Below are 21,804 nucleotides of genomic sequence, written 5' to 3' on the forward strand. Positions count from 1 at the left end.
TGCGCCGTTCCCGAGCTCGACCTTCGTGCACCTGTTCAGGCCGCATGCGGCGCGCCCGGCCGACCCGGCCGACGAGCCGGCCGCGTCCTGGGAAAGCGTGCTGCGCAACGGCGAATACCACTACGTGCCGGCCGCCGGCGCGGGGCGGCCCTTCCTGTCCGGCGCGGCCGCGGCGCTGTCCGTCGCGCTGGTGCGCGCCCTGCGCGCCGAGCTGCAGAAACGCGCCGGGCGCCTGGTCGCGTCGCCCGAGCACGGCTACAACCCGCATGTCCCGCTGCGCCAGGGCGGCAGCCGCCGCGAGCCGGTGGTGATGATCCCCGGCGCCGGCTCGGCGGTCACCGCCTTCATGCCGTTCTGCAACGCGCTCGACGAGCAATGGGACCTGCACGGCCTGCAGCCGCGCGGCTTCGACGGCGTGCTGGTGCCGCATGCCAGCGTCGAGGCGGCCGCGCGCACCTATCTCGCGCAGATCGACCTGCTGAGCGCCGAGCACGGCGCGCCGGTACACCTGATCGGCCATTCCTTCGGCGGCTGGATCGCCTTCGACCTGGCCTGCCGCCTGCAGGCGCGCGGCACGCCGCCCGCCTCGCTGACCGTGATCGATTCCGAGGCGCCCGAGGCGGGCCTCAGGCTGGGCCGCGCCTATACCTTCACCGAGGTCACCTGGGCGCTGGTGCGCGCGCTGGAGCACGGCAGCGCCAGGAGCATGGGCATCGAACGCGCGGCCTACTTCGGCGCCGAGCGCCGCGAGCAATGGGAGATGCTGCACCGGGGCATGCTCGCGCTGCGCCTGGTGCATCGCCAGTCGCGGCCGAGCGATACCTACGGGCTGGTGCGCACCTACGCCACCGCGATGCGCACCGTGTACCGGCCGCCCGCGCGCTACACGGGCCCGGCCACCCTGGTGCTGGCCGCCGACGAGGTCGAGTCGAACCAGGGCGCGCATGAGGGCTGGCAGCGCGTCGCGCCGCTGATCGAGGAACGGTGCGGCGACGGCAACCACTACACCATGCTGCAGGCGCCGCACGTCGCGTCGCTGGCGCGCTGGTGGCAGGACCGCGCCTGACGATCCCCCGCCCCGCCAATGACGAAACGGCCGCCCCAGGGCGGCCGTTTCGCGCCGGGCACCGCGTGCCTCAGGGCGCCATCTGCTTGTCGCGCTCGAACTCCATGTAGAGGATGGTGCGGATGCTCGGCGAGGCGTTCAGCGCGAAGTGATCGAGCGAGCCGTCGAACACGATCGCATTGCCGATGCGGTTCTGGTTGAAGTGGCCGGCCACGTTCAGGTAGGCGTAGTCGCGCTCGGTGGCCGCGTCGATCGTGATATGCAGCTGCAGCATGTCCTGGTCGTGCAGCTCGGGATGCCGATGGGTGTTGAGGAACACGTTCGGGCCCATGCGCTGCAGCGCGCAGATCTTGATGCCCTCGATGCGCTTGAGCAGGGCCAGGGTCTTCGGCATCCTGGCCTCGGCGAACGAGATCGGCTCGTCGTAGGCGACCAGGCCATACGCGGTCCAGTCCGGGTTGGGCGCCTCGCCCTCGCCCCAGCCCATCAGCCAGCCGTACTCGCCGCCGCCGTTGACGTGCTCGAGCGTCTCGGCATACACCTCGACGTGCGACTTGCCCACGCGATCGATGTCGAGCGTCGGGGCGTTCAGCTTGAGGAACTCGTCGCGGATGATCTCCCATTGCGCGGCCAGCTCGTTCAGGCGCGGGAACTGCTCGAGCGGGTAGAAGGCGGGACGCGGCGTCGATTCGGGAACGTGCTGGCAGAAGCTCGCGGACTGGTCTTGAAGAATGGTTTCCATCGGCTGGACAGGTATCGGCGCCGCGCGCTGCGCGGCTGGGGACGGATACGACGACGGGCCGGCGCATCGGGCGCGGCCCCGCGTCTGCGGAAGTGACACGGCAGAGCCATTGAAGCACCGCCGGCGCCGCGCGTCTGTCGCGTCTTCCACGGACATCGGCGCGCGCGGCGCGAGGCTAGCCTTCGGCCCTCGCCGCGCTCTCGATCGCGATCGCCGGCACGCCGTCGGGCACCAGCGAGTCGAGCCGGCGCATGCGCGCCGAGGCCAGCGTGACGAGGCACCAGAGGGCACCGGCCACGCCGCTGATCACGAACAGCAGGGCCACGCCGCGCCCCTTGCCGACGCCCAGCCAGTCGCCCACCGCGGTACCCGCCAGCGAGCCGCCGGCGGACAGGGCCGGGTCCAGCACGTGATCGACCAGCAGGCCGCCGCCCAGCAGGGTCAGGGAGGCGGCCGCGAGCAGGAACATCGCCACCAGGGAGAACACGCTGCCGTGATAGCGCGGCGGCACCTTGCTCATCCACATCGCCTTCACGCAGCCCTCGGCGACCGAGCCCGAGGCCAGCGCGGTGAACGCGAACACGCAGTAGCCGAGCGTCGAGTTGGCCGCGCCGATGCCGAACACGCTGGAGGCCATCAGCGCGTCGAAGCAGAGCACCGTCAGCATCATGCGGCGCGGCGTGCCGATCACCACGATCAGCAGGCCGCCGGCCAGGCCGCCGAGCGCGCCGCAGGTATAGATCCAGCCGAGCTGCTGCTGCGTGTGGCCGGCCAGCACCAGCGGCGTGATCATCGCGGTGGCCAGCGCGAACAGCGAGCTGCGCATCATCGCGTAGGCGAGCAGCCAGGACATCAGGCGGTCGCCGCGGAAGAACGCCAGGCCGGCGCGCAGGTTGCGGAACACGTCGGCGGCCACCGAGACGCCGGCCTCGGCGCCGCTCGCGTCGGCGGCCGGGCCGCCCGCGTGCGCCGCCACATGCGCCGCCGCATTCGCCGCCGCATTCGCCGTTGCATCGGCGGACGGCCCCCGCGCCGTGCGCCGCAGCGAGCGCAACACCAGCAGCGCGCCGAGCACGAAGGCCGCGAACGACACCACGATCACCCCGTCGAGGCCGACCGCGCCCATCAGCAGGCCGGCCGCGAGCGGCGCGAACATGGTCGCCAGGCTCGCGCCGAGGCCGGTCAGGCCGGAGGCGCGCACGTAGCCGTCGGGCGGCACGATCGCCGCGACCACCGCCTGGTAGGCGGGCTGGCGCACCGCCGCGATGATCGAGGCGATGCAGTTGAACAGGTACAGGTGGACCAGTTGCAGCTGGTCGCTCCAGAGCAGCCAGCCGAGCAGGGCCAGGATCAGCGAGAGCAGCACGTCCGAGCCGACGATCAGGTACTTGCGGTCGAGGCGGTCGGCCAGCGCGCCGGCCAGCGGCAGGATCAGCACCGGCGGCCAGGTCACCGCCAGCACCGCGCCGGCGAAATCGGCCACCGAACCGCTATGCGAATAGATCCAGATGCCCAGCGCGAACTCGACCAGCGAGCCGCTGCACATCGACAGCGATTCGCCGGCCAGCAGCAGGTAGAAGCGCTGCCCGAGATGGAGCCGCAGGCCGCTCAGGAAGCCGCTCATCGGCGGTTCCCCGCACGCGGCGCGGCGCGGCCGGACGAATTCCGGAGGAGGATCTGGCGGCTCATGGGGATCGCGTTCGCTGTCAGGAGTGTCGCGCGGCGACGGGCCGGCGGCGGCCGGTACGCATGCCGGATGCGGCCGGGCAAGCCGCGCCGGGGCGTGCGCCGTGCCGAAGCCGGCCGACGCCAGGACGATTGGAGCATGGGGCACGGCGCCCGTCTGTCCCGGAAATGCGGGGACGAGACGGGCCGCGCGAAGCGGCATCGGCGGAGCGGCGCGGCGCGGCGCGGCTCGGCGACGCGCTCCGGGTCGGGCGAGCGACGGAAAGTGCGGGAAAGACGGGAAAGGTGGGAAAGGCGGGAAACGGAAAGCCGGGCAAGCGCGGCGGCGAGCGCCGCCGTCGCGAGCCGGCGAGCCGGCGAGGGGGGCCGTGCCTCGCGCTCCCCCTCGGTGCGCGAGCCCGGCCCCGCAGCGCGGCTCAGATCACCAGCAGCAGCCCGGCGAACACCGCGTAGAAGCCGCCGACGCAGGTCAGCAGGCGGCTGCTGACGCGGCGCGCGCGGAACACGAACTGCAGGAACACGATCGCGATGGCCGTCATCACGGCCGCGAGGATCGACGGCGAGGCGAGATGCCAGGGCGTGAAGAACAGCCCGAACGCGGTCGGGATGGTGGCCTGGATCATCATCGCGCCGCTGATGTTGGCCAGCGCCAGGCGTTCCTTGCCCTGCCGCACCCAGATCACCGCGTTCATGATCTCGGGCAGCTCGGTGGCGATCGGGCTGAACAGCAGCGCCGTGAGCTGCGGGCTCAGGCCGAGCCAGGGGCCGACCGCCTCGATCTGGCCGACGAACAGGTGCGAGGCGGCGAAGATCACCACCAGCGCGCCCACCGTCTGCAGGACCACCCAGCCCATCGCCGGATTGTCGGAGCGCGAACGCAGCATCAAGGGCTCGAGATCGCCGTGTTCGCTGCCGTCGCCGTCGGCCGTCAGCTCGCGCCAGCAATACAGCGCGTAGGCCGCCAGGAAGGCGATGCCGAGCAGCGGCTTGTACTGGAACACCACCAGGCCGAGGCCGATCTTGGCCACGAAGATGGCCAGGAACCAGAGCTGGTCGCGGCGCAGTTGCGCGGTGTTGGCATCCACCTCGGGCGCACGGCCGAGCTTCCTGGCCACCGCCAGCAGCGCGAAGCCGACCACCGCGTAGGCCACCGTGCTCAGCGCCAGCGGGCCGCCGATCGCGGCGCCCACGCCGATTTCCTTGTGCGCCGGGGTGGTGCCGAAGGCCACCGCGACCAGGGTGACCACGCTCTCGGGCAGGGCCGTGCCGAACGCGGCGAGGATCGTGCCGGTGGCGGTCTGCGTCAGGTTCAGCTTCTGGCCGAGCCATTCCACGCCGTTGACGAAGGTTTCGCAGGAAAAATAGATGATGCCGGCCGCGGCGATCAGGAGAACGAAGGTGAGGATCATCGCGGCGACTCCGCGATGGCGAGACGGGTACGGCAGGAGGGATTGAGGGACACTTTTATTATCTCCACGGGCCGGGCGACGCAACCATGACGCAACCCTCCCGCCCGGCCAGGGTGGAGGGAAACGTCATAAGTCTCGTCAGGCCGTGGACAACAACGGCTGCCGACGCCATGGCCATGCTGGCCAAATATGTTGACGTCGGCGCTTCGCCGGGGAGGCGAAGCAGACTACTCCCCTAAGACAGGCGCTATTCTAGCCGAACATTGTGACAACACCAATTTTCGGGCCGTCGTCGCGCGCCGCCGCCGGAGCCCCGCGCGCATGATGCCGGCGCCGCGCGGCCCGCGCCATGCACCGGGCGTCATCGCCGTGATGACGGATCCGCATGGGTCGCCGCGCGCCAGCCGTGGCGCGGCTCGCCCGGCCGAAGCCGCCTTTCGCGCGCCCGACGCGCCTCGCGGGCACGGGCATCGCCGTGCTATCGTCGCCGGCAGCCGATCGCGGCAGGTCGCGCAGGATCGGCAAGCCCCCCATCAACGAGCACGGAAGCCTGAATGCCGGGATTCGACGAACGCGTACTGAACGGCATGAGCATCTTCATGGCCGTGGTGGAAGCCGGCAGCTTCGCCGCCGCGGCCGAGCGGCTCGACATGTCGCAACCGGGCGTGAGCCGCGCGATCGCGCGGCTCGAAACGCGGCTTGAGATCCGCCTGTTCGATCGCAGCACGCGCGCCGTGTCGCTGACCGACGAGGGCCGGCGCTTCCACCGGCAGATCACGCCGCTGCTCTCCGGGCTGGAGGAAGCGGCCGCCACCGCCTCGGGCAGCGCCACCGTGGTGCGCGGCCGGCTGCGCGTGAACATCGATCCGTTCTTCTCGCGGCTGATGCTCGGGCCGCGCCTCGAGGCCTTCCTCAATCAGCATCCCGAACTACGGCTCGAGCTGGTCACGCGCGACCAGCTCGGCGACCTGGTGGCGGACGGCTTCGATCTCGCGGTGCGCTTCGGCGTGCCGCGCGAATCGGCGATGCGCGCGCGCAAGCTGCTCGACACGCGCATCCTCACGGTCGCCTCGCCCGACTACCTGGCGCGCCACGGCCGCCCGCTCAAACCACAGGAGCTCGGCGACGGCAGGCACGTCTGCATCGACTTCCGCGATCCCGAGAGCGGCCGGCCGTTTCCCTGGGAATTCCATCGCAAGCGCGAGCGCATCGTGGTCGAAACGCAGGCGCGGCTGGTGGTCAACGATGTCGGCACCATGCTGAGCGCCTGCGCGGCCGGCTACGGCGTGGCCCAGGTGATGGCGCTCGGCTCCGAGGCGCTGCTGGCCGAGGGCCGGCTGGTCGAGCTGTTTCCCGATTGGCCCGACGAACGCTTCCCGCTCCACGCGCTGTACCTGAACGCCAATCACCCGCCCGCGAAGACACGCGCCTTCCTCGACTTCGTGGTGTCGCTGACCGACGCGGGCACGGGCGGCGCGGCGCCGCTCGTGCCGCCCGCCAGATCCTCGCGCAAGCCGCGCGCGAAGGCTTGAAGGCTTGAAGCGCGGGCCCGCAATCCGCGCGCTGCCCCCCGCCGGGCGCGATGACGGCAACGCCGCCGCCCCGCTTCACGCCGCCGGCAAGGCCACCCCCGACAGGCGTTCGCATTCGGCCAGCAGGCGCTCCTGCAAGGCCACCTCGCGCGTGGCCGGATCGGGCTGGCGCGGCTTCATGTGGAAGAAATACCGGGCGCTGACCCGCGCACCCTCGTCCTCGCCCACCGCGAGCCAGGCCTGGGTGCGATGCGCCTGGTCGAGATCGTCGGGCGCGCCGGGCCCGCCCATGCGGGTGGGCACCCAGCCCGGCTCCAGCGCGTTCGACAGCACGCCGGGCCAGCGCCGCGCCACCGCGAAGGCCAGCAGCACGTCGTAGAGCTTGCTTTCCGAATAGGCATCGGCACCGTTCCAGCGCCGCCGCGTCCAAGCCAGGTCGTCGAGCGCCGCCGCGGTGCCGCGATGCATGCCCGAGCTCAAATAAACGAGGCGCCGCGGGCGATGCATCAAGGCGGTCAGCACGTAGGGCGCCAGCACGTTGATCGCGAACACGTGCGGCAGGCCATCCGCGGTTTCGATGCGGCGCTCGCGATAACCGACGCCGACGTTGTGGATCACCGCATCGAACTGTCCCAGCCGGTTCGCCTGCTCCGCCACCTCGCGCATCGCGTCGAGCGTCGAGAGATCGCCGCTGACGATCGCCTCGGCGCCCGGCAGGCGGCGCCGCGCCTGGTCGGCACGTTCGGCGTTGCGCGCGTGCAGCACCACGCGATGGCCGTCCTGCGCCAGCAGTTGCCCAGCCATCAGCCCGAGCCCGTCGGTCGATCCGGTGATGAAGATCCTTGCCATGTGTCCTCCGCTTGCTTGAATGTCGGGAAATGCCGGAGCCGGCGCGCTATCGCTCCGTTCCGTGCCGTGCCCGCGCCGAAGCCCGGGTTGAATTCACCGGTGAGCGGCGCGGCGGCCATGTCGAACCGCATGTGATGCCGATTGTGGCGAGGCCGGCCGCGCCGGGCAATGCCGCGCGCGGCATCGCATCGATGCGGGGCCGGCATTGATGCCGTCGCCGCATCGATGCGATGAGACGGCGTGCCTGTTTCCACCGGGCCGGCCTGGAGACAATCCTTCCTGTCGAGCGACAAGCTTTCTTGTCCTGATCATCATGGGAGTCTCATCATGCAATCTCGTTGGTCCATCCTGCTGCTCGCGGCCAGCCTCGCCTCGCCGCTCGCCGCGCAGGCGCAATCCACCGTCACGCGCGCCCAGGTGCGCGAGGAACTGGTCCGGCTCGAAAGCATCGGCTACCGGCCGGCGCGCAACGACGTCCACTACCCGGATTCGATCCAGGCCGCCGAGGCGAAGCTGAACGCGAGCCAGGCCGCCGCCGGCATCGGCACGCAGCCCGCGGCGCGCGGCGAAGCCGGCAGCGCGCGGGCGCCGGTGGCCGGCGAACCGCTCTACGCGCATCATTGATGCACGCGCGCAGTTCGCGCCGAAAGCTCGCGGGGCCGATCGCAGGATCGGCCCTGTTTCGTTGCGCCGGCATCATTACGCCGGCACAAAGGGCGAGGCCCTCGCCGCTTGCGCGGCGAGGGCCTCGTCGACACACCCGGCTTCGGGCGGCGTGCCGCTCAGCGCGCCACCAGCCCCTTCAGCACGGTTTCCAGCGTGGTCGGGGCCACGCGATGCTCGCTGCCCTCGCGCTCGAAATCGATCCAGCCTTCGTTGAAGCCGTCGATCATGCGGATGCGCGGCATCGGATACTGCATGCCCTGCGAGCGGAACAGCGCCTCCCAGGTATCGCGCGGCACCGGCGCCATCGTCACCGGATGGCCGAGCGCCGCCGCGAAGGCCGCGCCGATGTCGTTCGCGCTGTAGCGGCGCGGGCCCTCCAGCTCGACCACGCGCGTGCCGGTCCAGTCCTCGCGCAGCATGGCCGCGGCGGTGCGGCCGATGTCCACCGTGGCGACCATCGGGATCGGATGATCGAGCGGCTGCAGGAAGGATGGGATCGTGCCGCCGCGCGCGGCCTCGACGTCCCAGGCCGCGTTCTCCATGAACCAGGCGGCGCGCAGCAGGCCGACCGGCACCTCGAGCGTGCGCAGCATGGTCTCGGTCATCCGCGAGTTGTTCAGCAGGTTGGGCTCGGCCACCTGCGCGCCGACCGTCGACAGGAACACCACGCGGCCCGGCCGCGCCGTCTCGATCGCATGACGGATCGATTCGCAGTTCTCCACCGTCTCGGGAAAGCCCGGCGCCGGATCGTAGTTCGGCGGCGTCATGAAGAACACGCCCGCGGTGCCGGCGAAGGCCCGGGCCAGCGCCTGGGCGTCGCCGATTTCGGCGACCGCCACCTCGCAGCCGAGCGCGGCCCAGGGCGCGCCCCGGGCCGCGTCGCGCACCACCGCGCGCACCGGCAGGCCGGCGGCCAGCAGCGTTCGCGCGACTTCTCCCCCGACCTTGCCGGTAATACCTGTCACTGCATACATCGTCCTGTCCTCCGGATCACTGAATATTGAGTTCGCCACCGCGATCGAGCCGGCCCGCCTGGGCGGCGCGGGCTCGATGCGACTGCTCGCAGCGTAAGCCTCACGGGCGCCGCGACGAATGGCCGGGAGGTCAGGACATCGATGACGTTTCGTCATGAGTCGCCACGCCACGAGCGTTCGGGGCGCGTACAATCGCGCTCTGAACAGACAGGCCGGCCACGCCCGGCCGCAAGGAGTGCTCGATGGCGACGACACGCGCAAGACCCGAATTCGCGTCCGCCTGGTGGTGGGTGGCGCTGTATGTGCTGAGCGGCTACCTGTCGTATCGGCTCGGGGCCGTCGACGACTCGATCGACTATATCTGGCTGCCGACCGGCGTGACGGTCGGCGCCTTCATGCTGCGCCCGGTGCGCGACTGGCCCCTGCTCGGCGGCCTGTTCCTGCTGGCGCAATGGCTGCTGGGCGGCTTCGAGCTGGGCCACTGGCTCGATGCCCTGCTGTATGCCGTCGACGACGTCGGCGCGGCCGCCCTGGCCGTGTGGCTGATCCAGCGCACCGGTTTCGCGCTCGAGGGCCTGTATTTCCTGCGCTCGGTGATCTTCGCGGGGCTGCTGGCCGGAGCGGTGGCGGCGCTCGGCGACGCGGCCTGGCTGAGCCTGCGCGGCGGCCATGCCACGCTGGGCGCGGTGGCGATCGGCGCGGCCTCGAGCTTCGTCGGGGTGCTGCTGGTCACGCCGGTGCTGGCCTCCTGGTCGCGCTTTCGCGCCCATCGCTCGGGCGACCACGAGCGCTTCGATCTGTGGCTCGGCATCGCCTGCTTCGTGCTGATGGTGGTGAGCGCGGCGCTGGTCTTCAGCGAATCGGCGGCGCGCATCGAGGACATCGGCATCCTGTTCTCGCTGACCTACATCCCGCTGTTCCTGACCGTGGTCGTGACCATCCTGCTGGGCGGGCGCAGCGGCTCGGTGTCGATGCTGGTCCTGGCGCTGATCGCGATCGGCCTGACCGCGCAGGACGACGGGCCGTTCGCCTGGCTCGACGACCATCACGGCCGCTCGCTGCTGGAAGTGCAGTTCTATCTGGCGATCGCCTCGCTGCTGGTGCTCACCGTCAGCACGCTGAAGACCAACCGCGAGCGCGTGCACGAACAGGCCGCGCGCCAGCAGAACAACGTGGCGCTGGCGCTGGCCGGCGCCGGCCAGCTCGCCTACGTGCTCGACCCGCAATCGGGGCAGCTCGAATGGACCGGCGAACTCGGCCGCGTGTTCGGCGCGGGCATCGCCGCCGGGCAGGTGGCGAGCCTGCCGCTGCTGCTCGAGCGCCTGCATCCCGACGATCGCGCGGCCCTGCGAGAGAGCTGGTCGGCCGAGCAGGCGCAGGACACGCGCGCGCCCTTGCGGCTGCGCGTGATCCAGCCCGACGGCGGCACGCTGGCGATCGTCGATCACGGCAGCGCGCTGCGCGATGCGGCCGCCGAGGTGGCGGTGTTCGCCGGCGTCTGGCTGCTCGGGGATCGCGCGAACTAGGCGCGGCCATCATGAACGATCGCACCGGCGTTCTGCTGATCCACGGGCTGGGCGGCACGCGTCACGATCTCGGCTCGATGCACAAGGCGATCCGGCGCGCCGGCGGCGACGCGCACATGATCACCCTGCCCGGCCACGGCACGCGCCCCGAGGATCTCGCCGAGGTGCGCGCGGAAGCCTGGCTCGACGCGGTGGTCGAGCAGTATCGGCAGCTCGAGGGGGAATACGACACGCTGCACGTGGCCGGCATGTGCATGGGCGCGCTGGTCGCCCTGCTGCTCTGCCATCGCGTCGAGCACGCGCGCGGGCGGCTCGCGCTGCTGGCCGCGCCGGTGTTCATCGACGGCTGGTCGACGCCCTGGTATCGCCCGCTGCGCCACCTGATCTATCGCCTGCCGCAACTGGCCCGGCGCATGCGCGTGGAGGAAGGCGAACCGTTCGGCATCAAGAATCCGCTGGTGCGCGCGATCGTGAAGAAGAAATTCGAGCGCCAGGACAATTTCCACTATCCCTGGGTGCCGCTGTCCTGCGTCGGGCAGGTCGATCGCATGCGCGCCTGGGTGCAGGCGGCCGCGCCCGAGACGCGCTGCCCGACCCTGGTGGTGCACGCGCGCGAGGACGAGCTGACCAGCCTGCGCTCGCAGGCCTTCCTGCAGGACACGCTGCCCGATGCGCGCAGCGTGGTGCTCGAGGACAGCTACCACATGATCTGCGCCGACAACGAACGCGACGAGGTGGCCCGGCAGTTGCTGGCCTTCTTCGGCTTCGATCCGGTACATGCGGTGAGCCCGGCCATGGCGCGCCGCATGGGCCGCGGCAGCGGGGATGGCGACGCGGGCAATTCAGCCGATCCAGCCGATTCGGGTGACGAGGCGGGCTGAAGCGCGCCGGGCCGTGTGGGCCGCCTCCCTCGACAAGGGCCCGTCACCGCCCCGTTCTAGCTCGACGGCGGCGGTTCCGCATCGGGCTGCCGCGCAGGCTCCGCGCGCGCGAAGGCCGGCAGCGCGGCAGCACGCTCGTCAAGCCCGACCAGGGTCGGGTAGTCGTCGAGCGCGATCGCGAAACGCCTGGCATTCCAGACCTGCGGCACCAGGCACAGATCCGCCAGGCCCGGCGTGTCGCCGAACACGAAGCGCCCCACGCGCGGCTCGGCCGCCAGGCGCCGTTCGAGCGCGGCGAAGCCATTGCCGATCCAGTGCGCGTACCAGGCGCTCTTCTGCTCGTCGCTCACGCCGAGCGTCGATTTCAAATAGCCGAGCACGCGCAGGTTGTTGAGCGGATGGATCTCGCAGGCGATCTGCTGCGCCACCGAGCGCACATAGGCGCGATCGGCCGCCGCGGTCGGCAACAGCGGCGGCTCGGGGTAACACTCGTCGAGATACTCGACGATCGCCAGCGACTGGAGCAGCGGCGGCGCATCGCCATCCACCAGCGCCGGCACCAGGCCGTCGGGATGGATCCGGCGATAGGCCTCGCCCAGTTGCTCGCCGCCGCCGCGCAGCAGGTGCACGGGCAGTTGCGTGTAGTCGAGCCCCTTCAGGTTCAACGCGATGCGCACGCGATACGAGGCCGAGCTGCGGAAATACCCATGAAGCGCGAGCGCGGACATGGCCTCACTCCCCACCGAAGTCATGCGCCGGCGCCGGCAGGATGGTGCCCGTGCAGGTGCCGAAACCCACGCGATAGCCGTCGCCCTGGCAATGCCCGGCGAGCGTCAGCGTATCGCCGTCCTCGATGAAGGCGCGCGTGCCGCCGCCCGCCAGCGCGATCGGCGCCTTGCCGCCCCAGCTCAGCTCCAGCAGGCTGCCGTAGCCGTGCTGCTCGGGCGCGCTGATGGTGCCCGAGCCCATCAGGTCGCCCACCCGCGTATTGCAGCCCGACACGGTGTGATGCGCGAGCTGCTGCGCCATGCTCCAGTACATGTGCCGGAAGTTGCTGCGCGAGATCACGCTCGGCTCGGCCGCGCCCTCGGGCTGCAGCCGCACCTCGAGCCGGATGTCGAAGCCGTGTTCGCCGGCATGCCGCAGGTAGGGCAGCGGCAACGGCTCCTGCCTCGGCTGCGCGACGCGGAACGGCGCCAGCGCGTCGAGCGTGACGATCCACGGCGAGATGGTGGTGGCGAAGGTCTTGGCATTGAACGGCCCGAGCGGCACGTATTCCCATTGCTGGATGTCGCGCGCGCTCCAGTCGTTGAGCAGCACCATGCCGAAGATGTGCTGCTCGGCCGTCTCGCAGGGAATCGGCTCGCCGAGCGCGTTGCCGCGGCCGACGATGAAGCCGGTCTCCAGCTCGATGTCGAGCCGGCGGCTGGCGCCGAACACCGGCCGCTCCTGGTCGGGCAGCTTCAACTGGCCGAGCGGGCGGCGCACCGGCGTGCCGCTCACCACCACCGAGGACGCGCGGCCGTTGTAGCCGATCGGCATCTCGGACCAGTTCGGCAGCAGCGCATGCTTCGGATCGCGAAACATCGAGCCGACGTTGGTCGCGTGCTCCTTCGAGGAATAGAAATCGGTGTAGCCGGGAATCTCGACCGGCAGGTGCAGCGTCGCGCCGGCTTGCGGCACCAGCACGCGTTCGCGCAGCGCCGCGTCCTCGCGAAGCCGCGCGTTGCCCTGCGCGAACAGCGCGCTCAACTGCACCCGCACCGCGCGCCAGGCGTCCCGGCCCAGCGCGATGAAGCCGTTCAGGGTGCTGGCCTCGAACAGCGCGCGCGCATCGGCGCCCGGCACCGCGAGCAGGCCCGCCTCGGCCAGCGCCGCGAGGTCGACGATCGCGTCACCGAGCGCCACACCGGCGCGCGGCGCGCGCGCGTCGCCGAAGATGCCGAACGGCAGGTTCTGGATCGGGAAATCGCAATCGGCCTGGTTGGCCGAATCGAGCCAGCTGCGCAGCGAGGCGGCCAGCGTGGCGTCGAGATCGGTGACGGTCATCGTTGCTCCGGGTTGAAGTGCCTGGCGAGGTCCTGCCAGCAGCGGTAGTAGTCGGCCTGCAGTTGCGAGGTCTCCAGCGCGAAGCGCGTCGGCCGGATCAGGGTGCGCGTCTCGAACATGAAGGCCATGGTGTCGCCGACCTTGTGCGGGCGCGAGGTATCGGCCGCCGAGGCCTTCTCGAAGGTGCCCGCGTCGGGCCCGTGCCCGGACATGCAGTTGTGCAGGCTCGCGCCGCCCGGCACGAAGCCCTCGGCCTTGGCGTCGTAGGCGCCATGGATCAGGCCCATGAATTCGCTGGCCACGTTGCGGTGGAACCAGGGCGGCCGGAAGGTCGACTCGGCCGCCAGCCAGCGCGGCGGGAAGATCACGAAGTCGAGCGTGTCGACGCCCGGCGTGTCGCTGGGCGCCTGCAGCACCAGGAAGATCGAGGGATCGGGATGGTCGTAGCTGATCGAGCCGATGGTGTTGAAGCGGCGCAGGTCGTAGCGATACGGCACGTAGTTGCCGTGCCAGGCCACCACGTCGAGCGGCGAGTGGCCGATCGCGGCGCGCCAGAGCCGGCCGTTGAGCTTGGCGACCAGCTCGAAATCGCCCTCGCGGTCCTCGTAGGCCGCGTGCGGCGTCTCGAAGTCGCGCGGGTTGGCCAGGCCGTTCGAGCCGATCGGGCCGAGGTCGGGCAGTTGCAGCGCCTGGCCGAAGTTCTCGCAGACGTAACCGCGCGCCTCGCCGTCGGGCAGCGCCACCGTGAAGCGCACGCCGCGCGGGATCACCGCGATCTGCTGCGGCTCGACGTCGAGGCGGCCCAGCTCGGTGGCGATGAACAGGCGCCCCTGCTGCGGCACGATCAGCAGCTCGCCGTCGGCGCTGTAGAAGAAGCGCTCGCGCATCGAGCGATTGGCCGCGTAGAGATGGATCGCGCAGCCGTTCATCGCGGCGGCCGAGCCGTTGCCGGCCATGGTCACCCAGCCGTCGACGAAATCGGTTGGCTCGGCCGGGATCGGCAGCGGGTCCCAGCGCAACTGGTTCGGCGGCGTGGGCGGCACCTCGGCCGACTCGGCCCCGAACTCGGCCACCAGCGCGAGCGGGCGCGGCAGCGGCTCGAACGGCCGGTGCACGGCGGCCGGGCGGATCCGGTACAGCCAGGAGCGGCGGTTGTGCGCGCGCGGCGCGGTGAAGGCGGTGCCGCTCAACTGCTCGGCGTACAGGCCGTAAGGCGCGCGCTGCGGCGAGTTCTGCGCGGCGGGCAAGGCGCCCGGCAGCGCCTCGCTCGCGAAGTGATTCGCGAAGCCGGGCTGGTAGCCGGTCTCGCCCGGTCGGCTCAGGTCGAAGGTCATGGATGCGCTCCAGTCGGTCCGGGCAGGCTTCGTCGCCCGGTCTATCTCGGAAATTTTTTACGCATTGTATAACTCGTTTCTCATACGTGAAATTGCGTTTACCCTAAGACGCGGCGGTGCGCGAACGAGCACCGGCCTGCCAGGGCGGCAAACCGGCGAAACAGGAAGAAGGAAGAAACAGCGGGCGGCGCGGCAGGAACCGGCACGAGCGCGGCGAAGCCGGCCCGGGGCGGCGCCCGGCCGGCTCGCCTCACGCGGAAGGCTTGGAAAAAACGGCCGTTCAGGCCGCCTCGAACATCCCGAGGTACTGATACCCGCCCGTGCCGGCGCGATCGAGTTCGCTGATCGCGCCGACCTGCCCAAGCACCTCGATGGTCGGCTGGCGATTCGACACCAGCGTCCAGGAGCCGGCCGGCGGAGCCGCCGCCTCGGGCCCGGACGGCAGCGCCCGCAGCACCTCGAGCAGGCGCGCCGGCTCCGGCGCGACGATCAGGAAACCCTCGTTCGACACCGAGGCATGCGCGATGCCGAGCGCCGCGCAGATCGCCTGCTTGGCCGGCACCGCCTGCTCGTGCGCGACGCGGCTGCGCTCGGCGGCCTCGCGCGTGACGGCATCGACGATCACGCCGCCCGTGATCAGCGGCGTGGCTGCCTGCCATGCCTCGGGCGGGCAGCCCTTGTTGGCGGGGGCGAGCGGGATGAAGGGATTGATCTCGGCCGGGTAGACGCGGCACACCATCGGCCGGATCTCGTAGGCGCCGCAGCGCATGTCCTCGAGCAGGTTCGGGCAGGGGCCGCTGAACGAGGCCGCCAGCGTCACGTCGACGCGAATCGGCAGCGAGCCGCTGTCGGCGGCGAAGCTGCGGCGCCGCTTGTAGTCGGCGAAGGCGTTGCCGGGCTCGGGTTCGGTCGGCCAGGGCACGGCCTCGCAGAGCACGTCGACGCGGCCGCCGCGCTCGAGCCAGCCCAGCGCCTCGGCGGGCGTGACGGGCAGGCGCAGGTCGTGGCAGCAGTTGCCGCACGACGTGCATTGGAACGCAATATCGCTCACTGGGGGGACCTCGATCGTCTTGGCGGCGGCGGCTCCGGGCAGGGAGCGCGCGGCCGCTGGAAAGCCCCGCTCGGCCGGACGCGGAACGATTCCACGGCCGGCAGGCGGGCGACGAACTATAGCGAGTTTCGGCGTCCTGCGCGCGGGCTCGTGCGAGGCGAGGCGAGGCGGGACGGCGGTGGCGCCCGGCGGGCCGGGGCGATCGAGAGGCAGTCGGGGGACAGTCAGGAGACAGGCGCGGCGGGCCGGCCGCCGCGCCCCGGGGTGGAGATGAGGCGCGGCGAGGGTCGCTCAGCTCACTTCGCTGACATCGTGCCGGGCCAGGGCCAAGGCCTGCGCCGGCTGCGAGGCGTGCTGCGCATGCGTGACGTGCGCCAGGTGCTGCACCGGCTGGACCAGCGGCAGCGGCGAGGGCAAGGGCGACGGCAGCGGGCCCAGCGCCTGCGGCGCGCGCGGCGCCGGCGCGTCGAGCATGATCTGCGCGGCCGGCGTCTCGGCGCGGTTCGAGCGGCTCGACGGCGATTCGATGAACACGCGCGACCAGTCGATCCGCTCGGCCATGTGCAGCTGCTTCATCAGCACCGCGTGAATCTGCTCCCAGGCGCCCGCCTGCTGCCAGTCGCGCAGGCGGCGCCAGCAGCTCATGCCCGAGCCATAGCCGAGCTCCTGCGGCAACTGCCCCCAGGGGATGCCCGATTCGAGCACGAACAGGATCCCCGCCATCACGGAACGGTCGTCCAGCGGCTTGCGGCCCGGGTAGCGCGTGCGGCGCGGCTTGGCCGGCGGCAGCAGGGGCTGGATCATGGACCACAGCGTGTCGTCGAGCATCGGTGTCGTATCGGCAGTCATCTCAACCTCGTCTTCATAGGACGGCGCGGCGGGACTGACCGGCGTCGTCGTTTTATTAGCCCTGAATCGGTGTCGGACAGCCGCCTGGATTCACAATCGACTCGACCGAATACCGCTTTCACAGGACCTATTAAAACGATCCGTCATGCCGTTGTCTGTCCTGTAATTCCGGTCCAGACGGAAGATCGCCGCGCCGCGACCCGCGGCGCATGAAGTTGCGCCGCAGCAATCCGGTCCCGCGCCGAACGCCTGACGGCCATGTCGGGCTTGCCGATGACGCGTTCCGGGAACGTCTTTTGCGATGCAGCATGCGCGATGCTCGGGCCTCCTTCTCCCGAACACGCCGACTTGCCCGTTGTCCCCCTTCCTCGCGCCTTGCCGCCCTTCCGAGCGCCCCGGCCGGTACCCGCGGCAGCTTCACGGCGGCCCAAGCCTCGATCCCGCGCCGCCCGCCGCCCTGCCCTGGCGCCCCCGCCGCGGGGCTTCGCGAGGCGAACCGACGCCCGCCGCCCATGCCGGCGCCCCGCGCCCCTGTGCGAAAATGCCCGCATCCCAGCCTGGAGTGCTCATGGCAGCCCCGATCCCCACCGTTTCAGACACGAACGGCGCCGATTGCGCGCGAGAACCCATCCATATCCCCGGCGGCATCCAGCCGCACGGATTCCTGCTGTCGATCGACGCCGAAGGCACGGTCCTGCAGGCCAGCGAAAACGCCGTCGAGCTGGTCGGCGGCGCGCCCGAGGCGCTGCCCGGCCTGCCGCTGGCGCGCTTCGTCGGCGAGAGCTGGGCGGCCACCATCGTGGCCGCGCTGCGCGAGCACGACACCAACGGCCTGCCGCTCTACCTCGGCTCGATGGACGATCCGCGCCGCGACGCAACGCGCAAGTCGCCGTTCGCGATCGTGGTGCACCGCCACGACGACATCGCGATCGTCGAATTCGAGCCGGCGCGCGGCACCGTCGACGTGTTCTCGTCGATGTACCCGCTGGTGCGCACCTTCATCAACCGCCTGCAGGAAGTGCAGACCACCGCCGACCTGGCCGAGCTGGCCGCCGACGAGGTGCACCGGATCGCCGGCTTCGGCCGCACCCTGGTCTACAACTTCGACGACGACGGCAACGGCCACGTGATCGCCGAGCGTATCGAGCCCGGCTACGCCTCCTACGCGGACCAGCACTTCCCGGCTTCCGACATCCCCGCCCAGGCGCGCGCGCTCTACGTGCGCAACCGGATCCGCCTGATCGCCGACGCCGACTACCGGCCGGTGCCGCTCACGCCGTCGCGGCATCCCTCGACGCAGCGCCCCACCGACCTGACCTACGCCTCGCTGCGCAGCATCTCGCCGGTGCACGTGCAGTACATGAAGAACATGGGCACGCTGGCCTCGATGTCGATGTCGATCGTGGTGGGCGGCAAGCTCTGGGGGCTGATCTCCTGCCACCACGACACGGCGCGCGTGCCGCCCTTCGAGGTGCGCACCGCCTGCGAGCACATCGCCCAGGTGCTGTCGCTGCAGATCGAGGCCAAGGAGGATCACGCCGACGCGGCGCTGCGCCTGGACCTGCGCCACCTGCTCGCGCGCCTGCTGGCCTCGATGGCCGATACCGAGCACTTCGTCGACACGCTGGCGGCCGACCCGCGCGACCTGCTGCGCCTGACCCATGCCGCGGGCGCGGCGATCGTGTTCGAGGGCCGCGTGGTGCTGGCCGGCGTCACGCCGCCCGAGCCGCAGGTGGCCCAGCTGGTGAAGTGGCTGGACACCCAGGTCGACGAGGTGTTCTGGACCGACAACCTGGCGCGCGACGTACCGGTGGTGGAGGCCAGCCCCGACTGCGCGGGTGCGCTGGCGGTGTCGATCTCGCGGCTGTTCCGCAACTACATCGTCTGGTTCCGGCCCGAGGTGGTGAAGACCATCAAGTGGGCGGGCGACCCGCGCGAGAAGCTCGCGCCGCTGGCCGACTCGCTCTCGCCGCGCAAGAGCTTCGAGGTCTGGACCGACATCGTGCGCGGCTACTCGCCGCCGTGGCGGCCGGCCGAGCGCGAGATCGCGCTGGAATTCCGCGCCGCCCTGCTCGGCATCGTGCTGCGCCGCGCCGAGGAGCTGGCCGAGCTGGCGCTCGAGCTGGGCCGCGCCAACCAGGAGCTGGAAGGCTTCTCCTACACGGTCTCGCACGACCTGCGCGCGCCGCTGCGCCATATCGTCGGCTTCGCCGACCTGCTGCGCGAGATGGAGATGCCGAACCTGTCCGAGCGCGGGCGCCACTTCGTCGAGCGCATCGTCAACTCGGCGCGCGTGGGCGGCAAGCTGGTGGACGACCTGCTGGCCTTCTCGCGCATGGGCCGCTCGGCGCTGCGCCCGCAGAAGATCGAGCTGAACGCGATGGTCCAGGCGCTGATCGCCGACGAGAGCAAGGAGCTCGGCGAGCGCCGCATCGAATGGCAGGTCGGCGAACTAGGCGCGGTGATGGCCGACCCGGTCCTGATCCACCTGGTACTGCGTAACTTGGTCGAGAACGCTGTAAAATTCTCCGCCTCCCGGCCCGTGGCGCACATCGAGATCGGACGCCGCGACGGCCAGCGCGAGCTGGCCGGCCAGGACCTGTTCTTCGTGCGCGACGACGGCGTGGGCTTTGACATGCGCTACGTCGACAAATTGTTCGGCGTGTTCCAGCGGCTCCATCACGTCGAGGAATTCGACGGCACAGGCATCGGTCTTGCTTCAGTAAAACGGATCGTCGAGCGGCACGGCGGAAAAGTCTGGGCCGAAGGCGAGCTCGACCGCGGCGCGACGATCTGGTTTACGCTGCCGCGCGTGTTCGCCGGCGCGGCGGTGGAACGCGAGGAAAGCGCGAACAGCGCGGCGGCCCGGCTGGAAGCGCTGGCACCGGGGCGCGGTTCGCGCTCGGTGCCCAAGCAGGCCAAATGAGCCGCCGCATTCATGCGGCACCCGGCGGCAACGAAAGAACCGGTAATCAAGCAATGGAGCGAGTGTGTTAAGACCGATCCTTCTGGTGGAAGACAATCCTGACGACATCGAACTGACGCTGATCGCGCTCGAGAAGACGCGCCTGGCGAATCCGGTGGTGTCGGTGCGGGACGGCGAGGAGGCGCTCGACTTCCTGCGCCGCGAAGGCAAGTGGGCGGAGCGCGCGGACCAGAATCCGGCGGTGATCCTGCTCGACAAGAAGCTGCCGAAGATCGACGGCCACGAAGTGCTCAAGAGCGTGCGCGCCGACGAGAGCCTGCGCACTATCCCGGTGGTGATGCTGACCTCCTCGCGCGAGGAGAAGGACCTGCTGCGCAGCTACGATCTCGGCGTCAACGCCTATGTCGTGAAGCCGGTCGCGTTCGACGATTTCATGGCTGCGATCAACGATCTCGGCATGTTCTGGGCGGTGCTGAACGAGCCGCCGCCCTACCAGCGCTGAGCCCGGGGCATCGCGCCCCGGCCCTCTCGGCCCGCGTGGCCATCTCTCGCCGCGCCCTCAGCGATAGACCGGCAGGCGCACCCGGAAGGTCGCGCCGCGGCCCGGGCCCTCGCTCTCGGCGACGATCTCGCCGCCCTGCCGCTCCATCAGGTTCCTCGCCAGCCACAGCCCCAGGCCGAGCCCCGCCACGCGCCCCTCGCCATCGGCGGCCGATTGCTGGAAACGCTCGAACACGCGTTCCAGCATGCTCGGGTCGATGCCGCGCCCGGTATCGCACACCACCAGCTCGACCTGCTCGCCGGCCGTCTCGATCGATACCTCGATGCTGCCCTGCGGCGTGAACTTCACCGCGTTCGACAGCAGGTTCCAGACGATCTGCTTGATGCGATGCTCGTCGGCCATCACCGGCGCCGGGCGCAGGCGCTCGGCGATCAGCGCCAGGCCCTTGGCCTCGGCGATCACCCGCATGTCCTCGATCACGATGCCGGCCAGCGCGCCCAGGTCGACCGGCCGCGGCAGCACCGAGAGCTTGCCGGTGACGATCGCGCCGCTGTCGAGCAGGTCGTCCACCATGTGGGCGAGCTGGCGCCCGTTGCGGTTGATCACCTCGCCGGCGCGCGTGACCAGGGCCGGCTCGGGCGAGCGGCGCATCAGCTCGCACCAGCTCAGGATCGCGTTGAGCGGCGAGCGCAGCTCGTGGCTGACGGTGGCGATGAAGTGGTCCATCGCGGTGGCCAGGCGCTCGCTTTCCTCGCGCGCGCGCTTCTCGGCGGCGGCGGTGGCCTGCGTCTCGAGCTCGGACTGCTTGCGCGCGGTGATGTCGAGCGTGAAGCCGAGCACGCTGCTGAGCACGCCGCTGGCGTGATAGCGGCCCACCCCGCGCACCAGGATCCAGCGCGCCGTGCCGTCCTGCCAGCCGACCCGGAAATCGACCTCGAACTGGCCGCGCGCGTCCAGCGCCTGCTCCATCGCCTCGCGCAGCCGCGCGCGATCGCCGGGATGGACGATATCGCCGAACCAGCGCTCGCGCGTGAGCGCCTCGTCGACCGCCAGGCCGAGGTTGGTGCGGCACTGGTCGGTGCAGTCGATGCGGCCGCTATGCGGATCGAGCTGCCAGGCGCCGACCTGCGAGAAGGCCATCGCGATCTCGAACTGCTCCTGCTGCTCGCGCAACTGGGCGCGCGCCTCGTCGGCCACCACCTGGCGCAATTGCGCCTGCGAACGCAGCTTGGCGCGCTCGCGCTGGTCGCGTTCGTATTCGGCCACGTGGTCGGTGGCCTCGCTGACCAGGATCGCGATCGCGCCGGCCAGCGTCGGATCGGCCGACTCGAGCGGGGTGGTCTTGATGCGCCAGTAGCGCGGCATCGACGCGAGCGCGCCGTCGTCGCGCGCCACCGGCATCTCGTAGCGGAACACCGGCGACCAGGCCGACTCGCGGCGCAAGGGCCCGCGCAGCGCCTCGTCGAGCCATTCGCGGCGCGCCTCGCGCTGGGCCGGCGTGCCGAACTGGTTGATGTCCTGCACGCGGATGCCGAGCACCGCCTCGAGCGGCACGTCGAGCAGTTCCAGGTAGCGGCGGTTGGCCAGCAGCACCTCGTGCCGCGCGTTGACGATCAGGTAGGCATCGGGCAGGCAGTCGAAGGCGGCGGCGGCCGCGCGCATCGCCTCGGAGGCGGCGTCGCTCGCGCGCGCGACCGGCGAGCCGGCGCGCGGCGCGGAAGGATCGAGGCGGAAATCGTCCATGACGGGCGGCGCGCCTCAG

At 70.9% G+C, this 21,804-nt stretch carries 17 protein-coding genes, 1 pseudogene and 1 riboswitch; of the genes and pseudogenes, 7 read left to right on the top strand and 11 right to left on the bottom strand.

Annotated elements, in window-relative coordinates; translation table 11 throughout:
* On the top strand, positions 1-1,066 hold a 1,066-nt coding region (locus F3J10_RS25745; protein WP_167243302.1), incomplete at its 5' end, for an alpha/beta fold hydrolase.
* Positions 1,067-1,136: 70 nt separating this feature from the next.
* Here F3J10_RS25745 and F3J10_RS25750 read toward each other — a convergent pair.
* The 3 genes from F3J10_RS25750 to F3J10_RS25760 all read right to left on the bottom strand — a co-directional run bounded on the left by F3J10_RS25750 (position 1,137) and on the right by F3J10_RS25760 (position 4,903).
* Complete coding sequence (locus tag F3J10_RS25750) at positions 1,137-1,808, bottom strand: aspartyl/asparaginyl beta-hydroxylase domain-containing protein (protein ID WP_025101936.1); 672 nt, start codon at positions 1,806-1,808, stop codon at positions 1,137-1,139.
* A gap of 175 nt (positions 1,809-1,983) precedes the next feature.
* Positions 1,984-3,432, bottom strand: coding sequence for an MFS transporter (locus tag F3J10_RS25755; protein WP_167243303.1), 1,449 nt, complete (start codon positions 3,430-3,432; stop codon positions 1,984-1,986).
* A gap of 478 nt (positions 3,433-3,910) precedes the next feature.
* Entirely contained in the window at positions 3,911-4,903 is a 993-nt protein-coding gene (locus tag F3J10_RS25760; protein ID WP_167243304.1) for a sodium:calcium antiporter, read from the bottom strand.
* 67 nt (positions 4,904-4,970) lie between these two features.
* Positions 4,971-5,151: riboswitch (yybP-ykoY riboswitch) on the bottom strand.
* Between the two features lie 306 nt (positions 5,152-5,457).
* On the opposite strand from F3J10_RS25760, the gene F3J10_RS25765 reads away from it, so the two are divergent.
* Positions 5,458-6,435, top strand: a complete 978-nt coding sequence (locus tag F3J10_RS25765) for a LysR family transcriptional regulator (protein ID WP_167243305.1) — start codon at positions 5,458-5,460, stop codon at positions 6,433-6,435.
* A 75-nt stretch (positions 6,436-6,510) separates the two neighbouring features.
* On the opposite strand, the gene F3J10_RS25770 is transcribed toward F3J10_RS25765, so the two are convergent.
* Positions 6,511-7,284, bottom strand: a complete 774-nt coding sequence (locus F3J10_RS25770; RefSeq protein WP_167243306.1) for an SDR family NAD(P)-dependent oxidoreductase — start codon at positions 7,282-7,284, stop codon at positions 6,511-6,513.
* A 327-nt stretch (positions 7,285-7,611) separates the two neighbouring features.
* Between F3J10_RS25770 and F3J10_RS25775 the strand changes: the two genes are divergently transcribed.
* Entirely contained in the window at positions 7,612-7,908 is a 297-nt protein-coding gene (locus F3J10_RS25775) for a DUF4148 domain-containing protein (protein WP_167243307.1), read from the top strand.
* 158 nt (positions 7,909-8,066) lie between these two features.
* Here F3J10_RS25775 and F3J10_RS25780 read toward each other — a convergent pair whose 3' ends face one another.
* A complete protein-coding gene (locus F3J10_RS25780) occupies positions 8,067-8,924 on the bottom strand; it encodes an NmrA family NAD(P)-binding protein (protein ID WP_167233287.1) in 858 nt (285 codons plus the stop codon).
* 242 nt (positions 8,925-9,166) lie between these two features.
* Here F3J10_RS25780 and F3J10_RS25785 point away from each other — a divergent pair, with 242 nt between their 5' ends.
* A complete protein-coding gene (locus F3J10_RS25785) occupies positions 9,167-10,450 on the top strand; it encodes an MASE1 domain-containing protein (RefSeq protein ID WP_167243308.1) in 1,284 nt (427 codons plus the stop codon).
* An 11-nt stretch (positions 10,451-10,461) separates the two neighbouring features.
* A complete protein-coding gene (locus F3J10_RS25790) occupies positions 10,462-11,331 on the top strand; it encodes an alpha/beta fold hydrolase (RefSeq protein ID WP_167243309.1) in 870 nt (289 codons plus the stop codon).
* Between the two features lie 56 nt (positions 11,332-11,387).
* Here F3J10_RS25790 and maiA read toward each other — a convergent pair whose 3' ends face one another.
* The 5 genes and pseudogenes from maiA to F3J10_RS36375 all read right to left on the bottom strand — a co-directional run.
* A complete protein-coding gene (maiA, locus tag F3J10_RS25795) occupies positions 11,388-12,059 on the bottom strand; it encodes a maleylacetoacetate isomerase (RefSeq protein ID WP_167243310.1) in 672 nt (223 codons plus the stop codon).
* Between the two features lie 4 nt (positions 12,060-12,063).
* Positions 12,064-13,380 carry a fumarylacetoacetase gene (gene fahA, locus F3J10_RS25800; RefSeq protein WP_025097773.1) on the bottom strand — a complete coding sequence of 439 codons (1,317 nt, stop codon included), beginning with the start codon at positions 13,378-13,380 and terminating at the stop codon, positions 12,064-12,066.
* On the bottom strand, positions 13,377-14,714 hold the full coding sequence (gene hmgA / locus F3J10_RS25805) for a homogentisate 1,2-dioxygenase (protein WP_167243311.1): 1,338 nt from the start codon (positions 14,712-14,714) through the stop codon (positions 13,377-13,379). Before hmgA ends, fahA begins: the two co-directional genes overlap by 4 nt.
* Before the next feature lie 280 nt (positions 14,715-14,994).
* Positions 14,995-15,765, bottom strand: a complete 771-nt coding sequence (locus tag F3J10_RS25810) for a YkgJ family cysteine cluster protein (protein ID WP_167233292.1) — start codon at positions 15,763-15,765, stop codon at positions 14,995-14,997.
* 564 nt (positions 15,766-16,329) lie between these two features.
* Positions 16,330-16,593 (bottom strand): annotated as a pseudogene (locus tag F3J10_RS36375) (transposase); the annotation flags it as partial.
* 589 nt (positions 16,594-17,182) lie between these two features.
* Between F3J10_RS36375 and F3J10_RS25820 the strand changes: the two are divergent.
* Together F3J10_RS25820 and F3J10_RS25825 are read left to right on the top strand one after the other, a co-directional pair.
* Positions 17,183-19,540, top strand: coding sequence for an ATP-binding protein (locus tag F3J10_RS25820; RefSeq protein WP_167243312.1), 2,358 nt, complete (start codon positions 17,183-17,185; stop codon positions 19,538-19,540).
* 64 nt (positions 19,541-19,604) lie between these two features.
* Positions 19,605-20,042: a response regulator gene (locus tag F3J10_RS25825; protein WP_025097778.1), complete on the top strand. Its 438-nt coding sequence runs from the start codon at positions 19,605-19,607 to the stop codon at positions 20,040-20,042.
* Between the two features lie 57 nt (positions 20,043-20,099).
* Here F3J10_RS25825 and F3J10_RS25830 read toward each other — a convergent pair whose 3' ends face one another.
* Entirely contained in the window at positions 20,100-21,785 is a 1,686-nt protein-coding gene (locus F3J10_RS25830) for an ATP-binding protein (RefSeq protein WP_205200471.1), read from the bottom strand.
* Between the last annotated feature and the right edge of the window lie 19 nt (positions 21,786-21,804).

This window comes from Burkholderia sp. Cy-637 (genome assembly GCF_011753175.1).
Lineage (GTDB): Bacteria > Pseudomonadota > Gammaproteobacteria > Burkholderiales > Burkholderiaceae > Burkholderia > Burkholderia gladioli.

Bases quoted from the DNA above. Each gene is read 5' to 3' on its own strand.
- F3J10_RS25750 (WP_025101936.1), bottom strand. From the start codon at position 1,808: ATGGAAACCATTCTTCAAGACCAGTCCGCGAGCTTCTGCCAGCACGTT.
- F3J10_RS25755 (WP_167243303.1), bottom strand. From the start codon at position 3,432: ATGAGCGGCTTCCTGAGCGGCCTGCGGCTCCATCTCGGGCAGCGCTTC.
- F3J10_RS25760 (WP_167243304.1), bottom strand. From the start codon at position 4,903: ATGATCCTCACCTTCGTTCTCCTGATCGCCGCGGCCGGCATCATCTAT.
- F3J10_RS25765 (WP_167243305.1), top strand. From the start codon at position 5,458: ATGCCGGGATTCGACGAACGCGTACTGAACGGCATGAGCATCTTCATG.
- F3J10_RS25770 (WP_167243306.1), bottom strand. From the start codon at position 7,284: ATGGCAAGGATCTTCATCACCGGATCGACCGACGGGCTCGGGCTGATG.
- F3J10_RS25775 (WP_167243307.1), top strand. From the start codon at position 7,612: ATGCAATCTCGTTGGTCCATCCTGCTGCTCGCGGCCAGCCTCGCCTCG.
- F3J10_RS25780 (WP_167233287.1), bottom strand. From the start codon at position 8,924: ATGTATGCAGTGACAGGTATTACCGGCAAGGTCGGGGGAGAAGTCGCG.
- F3J10_RS25785 (WP_167243308.1), top strand. From the start codon at position 9,167: ATGGCGACGACACGCGCAAGACCCGAATTCGCGTCCGCCTGGTGGTGG.
- F3J10_RS25790 (WP_167243309.1), top strand. From the start codon at position 10,462: ATGAACGATCGCACCGGCGTTCTGCTGATCCACGGGCTGGGCGGCACG.
- maiA (WP_167243310.1), bottom strand. From the start codon at position 12,059: ATGTCCGCGCTCGCGCTTCATGGGTATTTCCGCAGCTCGGCCTCGTAT.
- fahA (WP_025097773.1), bottom strand. From the start codon at position 13,380: ATGACCGTCACCGATCTCGACGCCACGCTGGCCGCCTCGCTGCGCAGC.
- hmgA (WP_167243311.1), bottom strand. From the start codon at position 14,714: ATGACCTTCGACCTGAGCCGACCGGGCGAGACCGGCTACCAGCCCGGC.
- F3J10_RS25820 (WP_167243312.1), top strand. From the start codon at position 17,183: ATGGCAGCCCCGATCCCCACCGTTTCAGACACGAACGGCGCCGATTGC.
- F3J10_RS25830 (WP_205200471.1), bottom strand. From the start codon at position 21,785: ATGGACGATTTCCGCCTCGATCCTTCCGCGCCGCGCGCCGGCTCGCCG.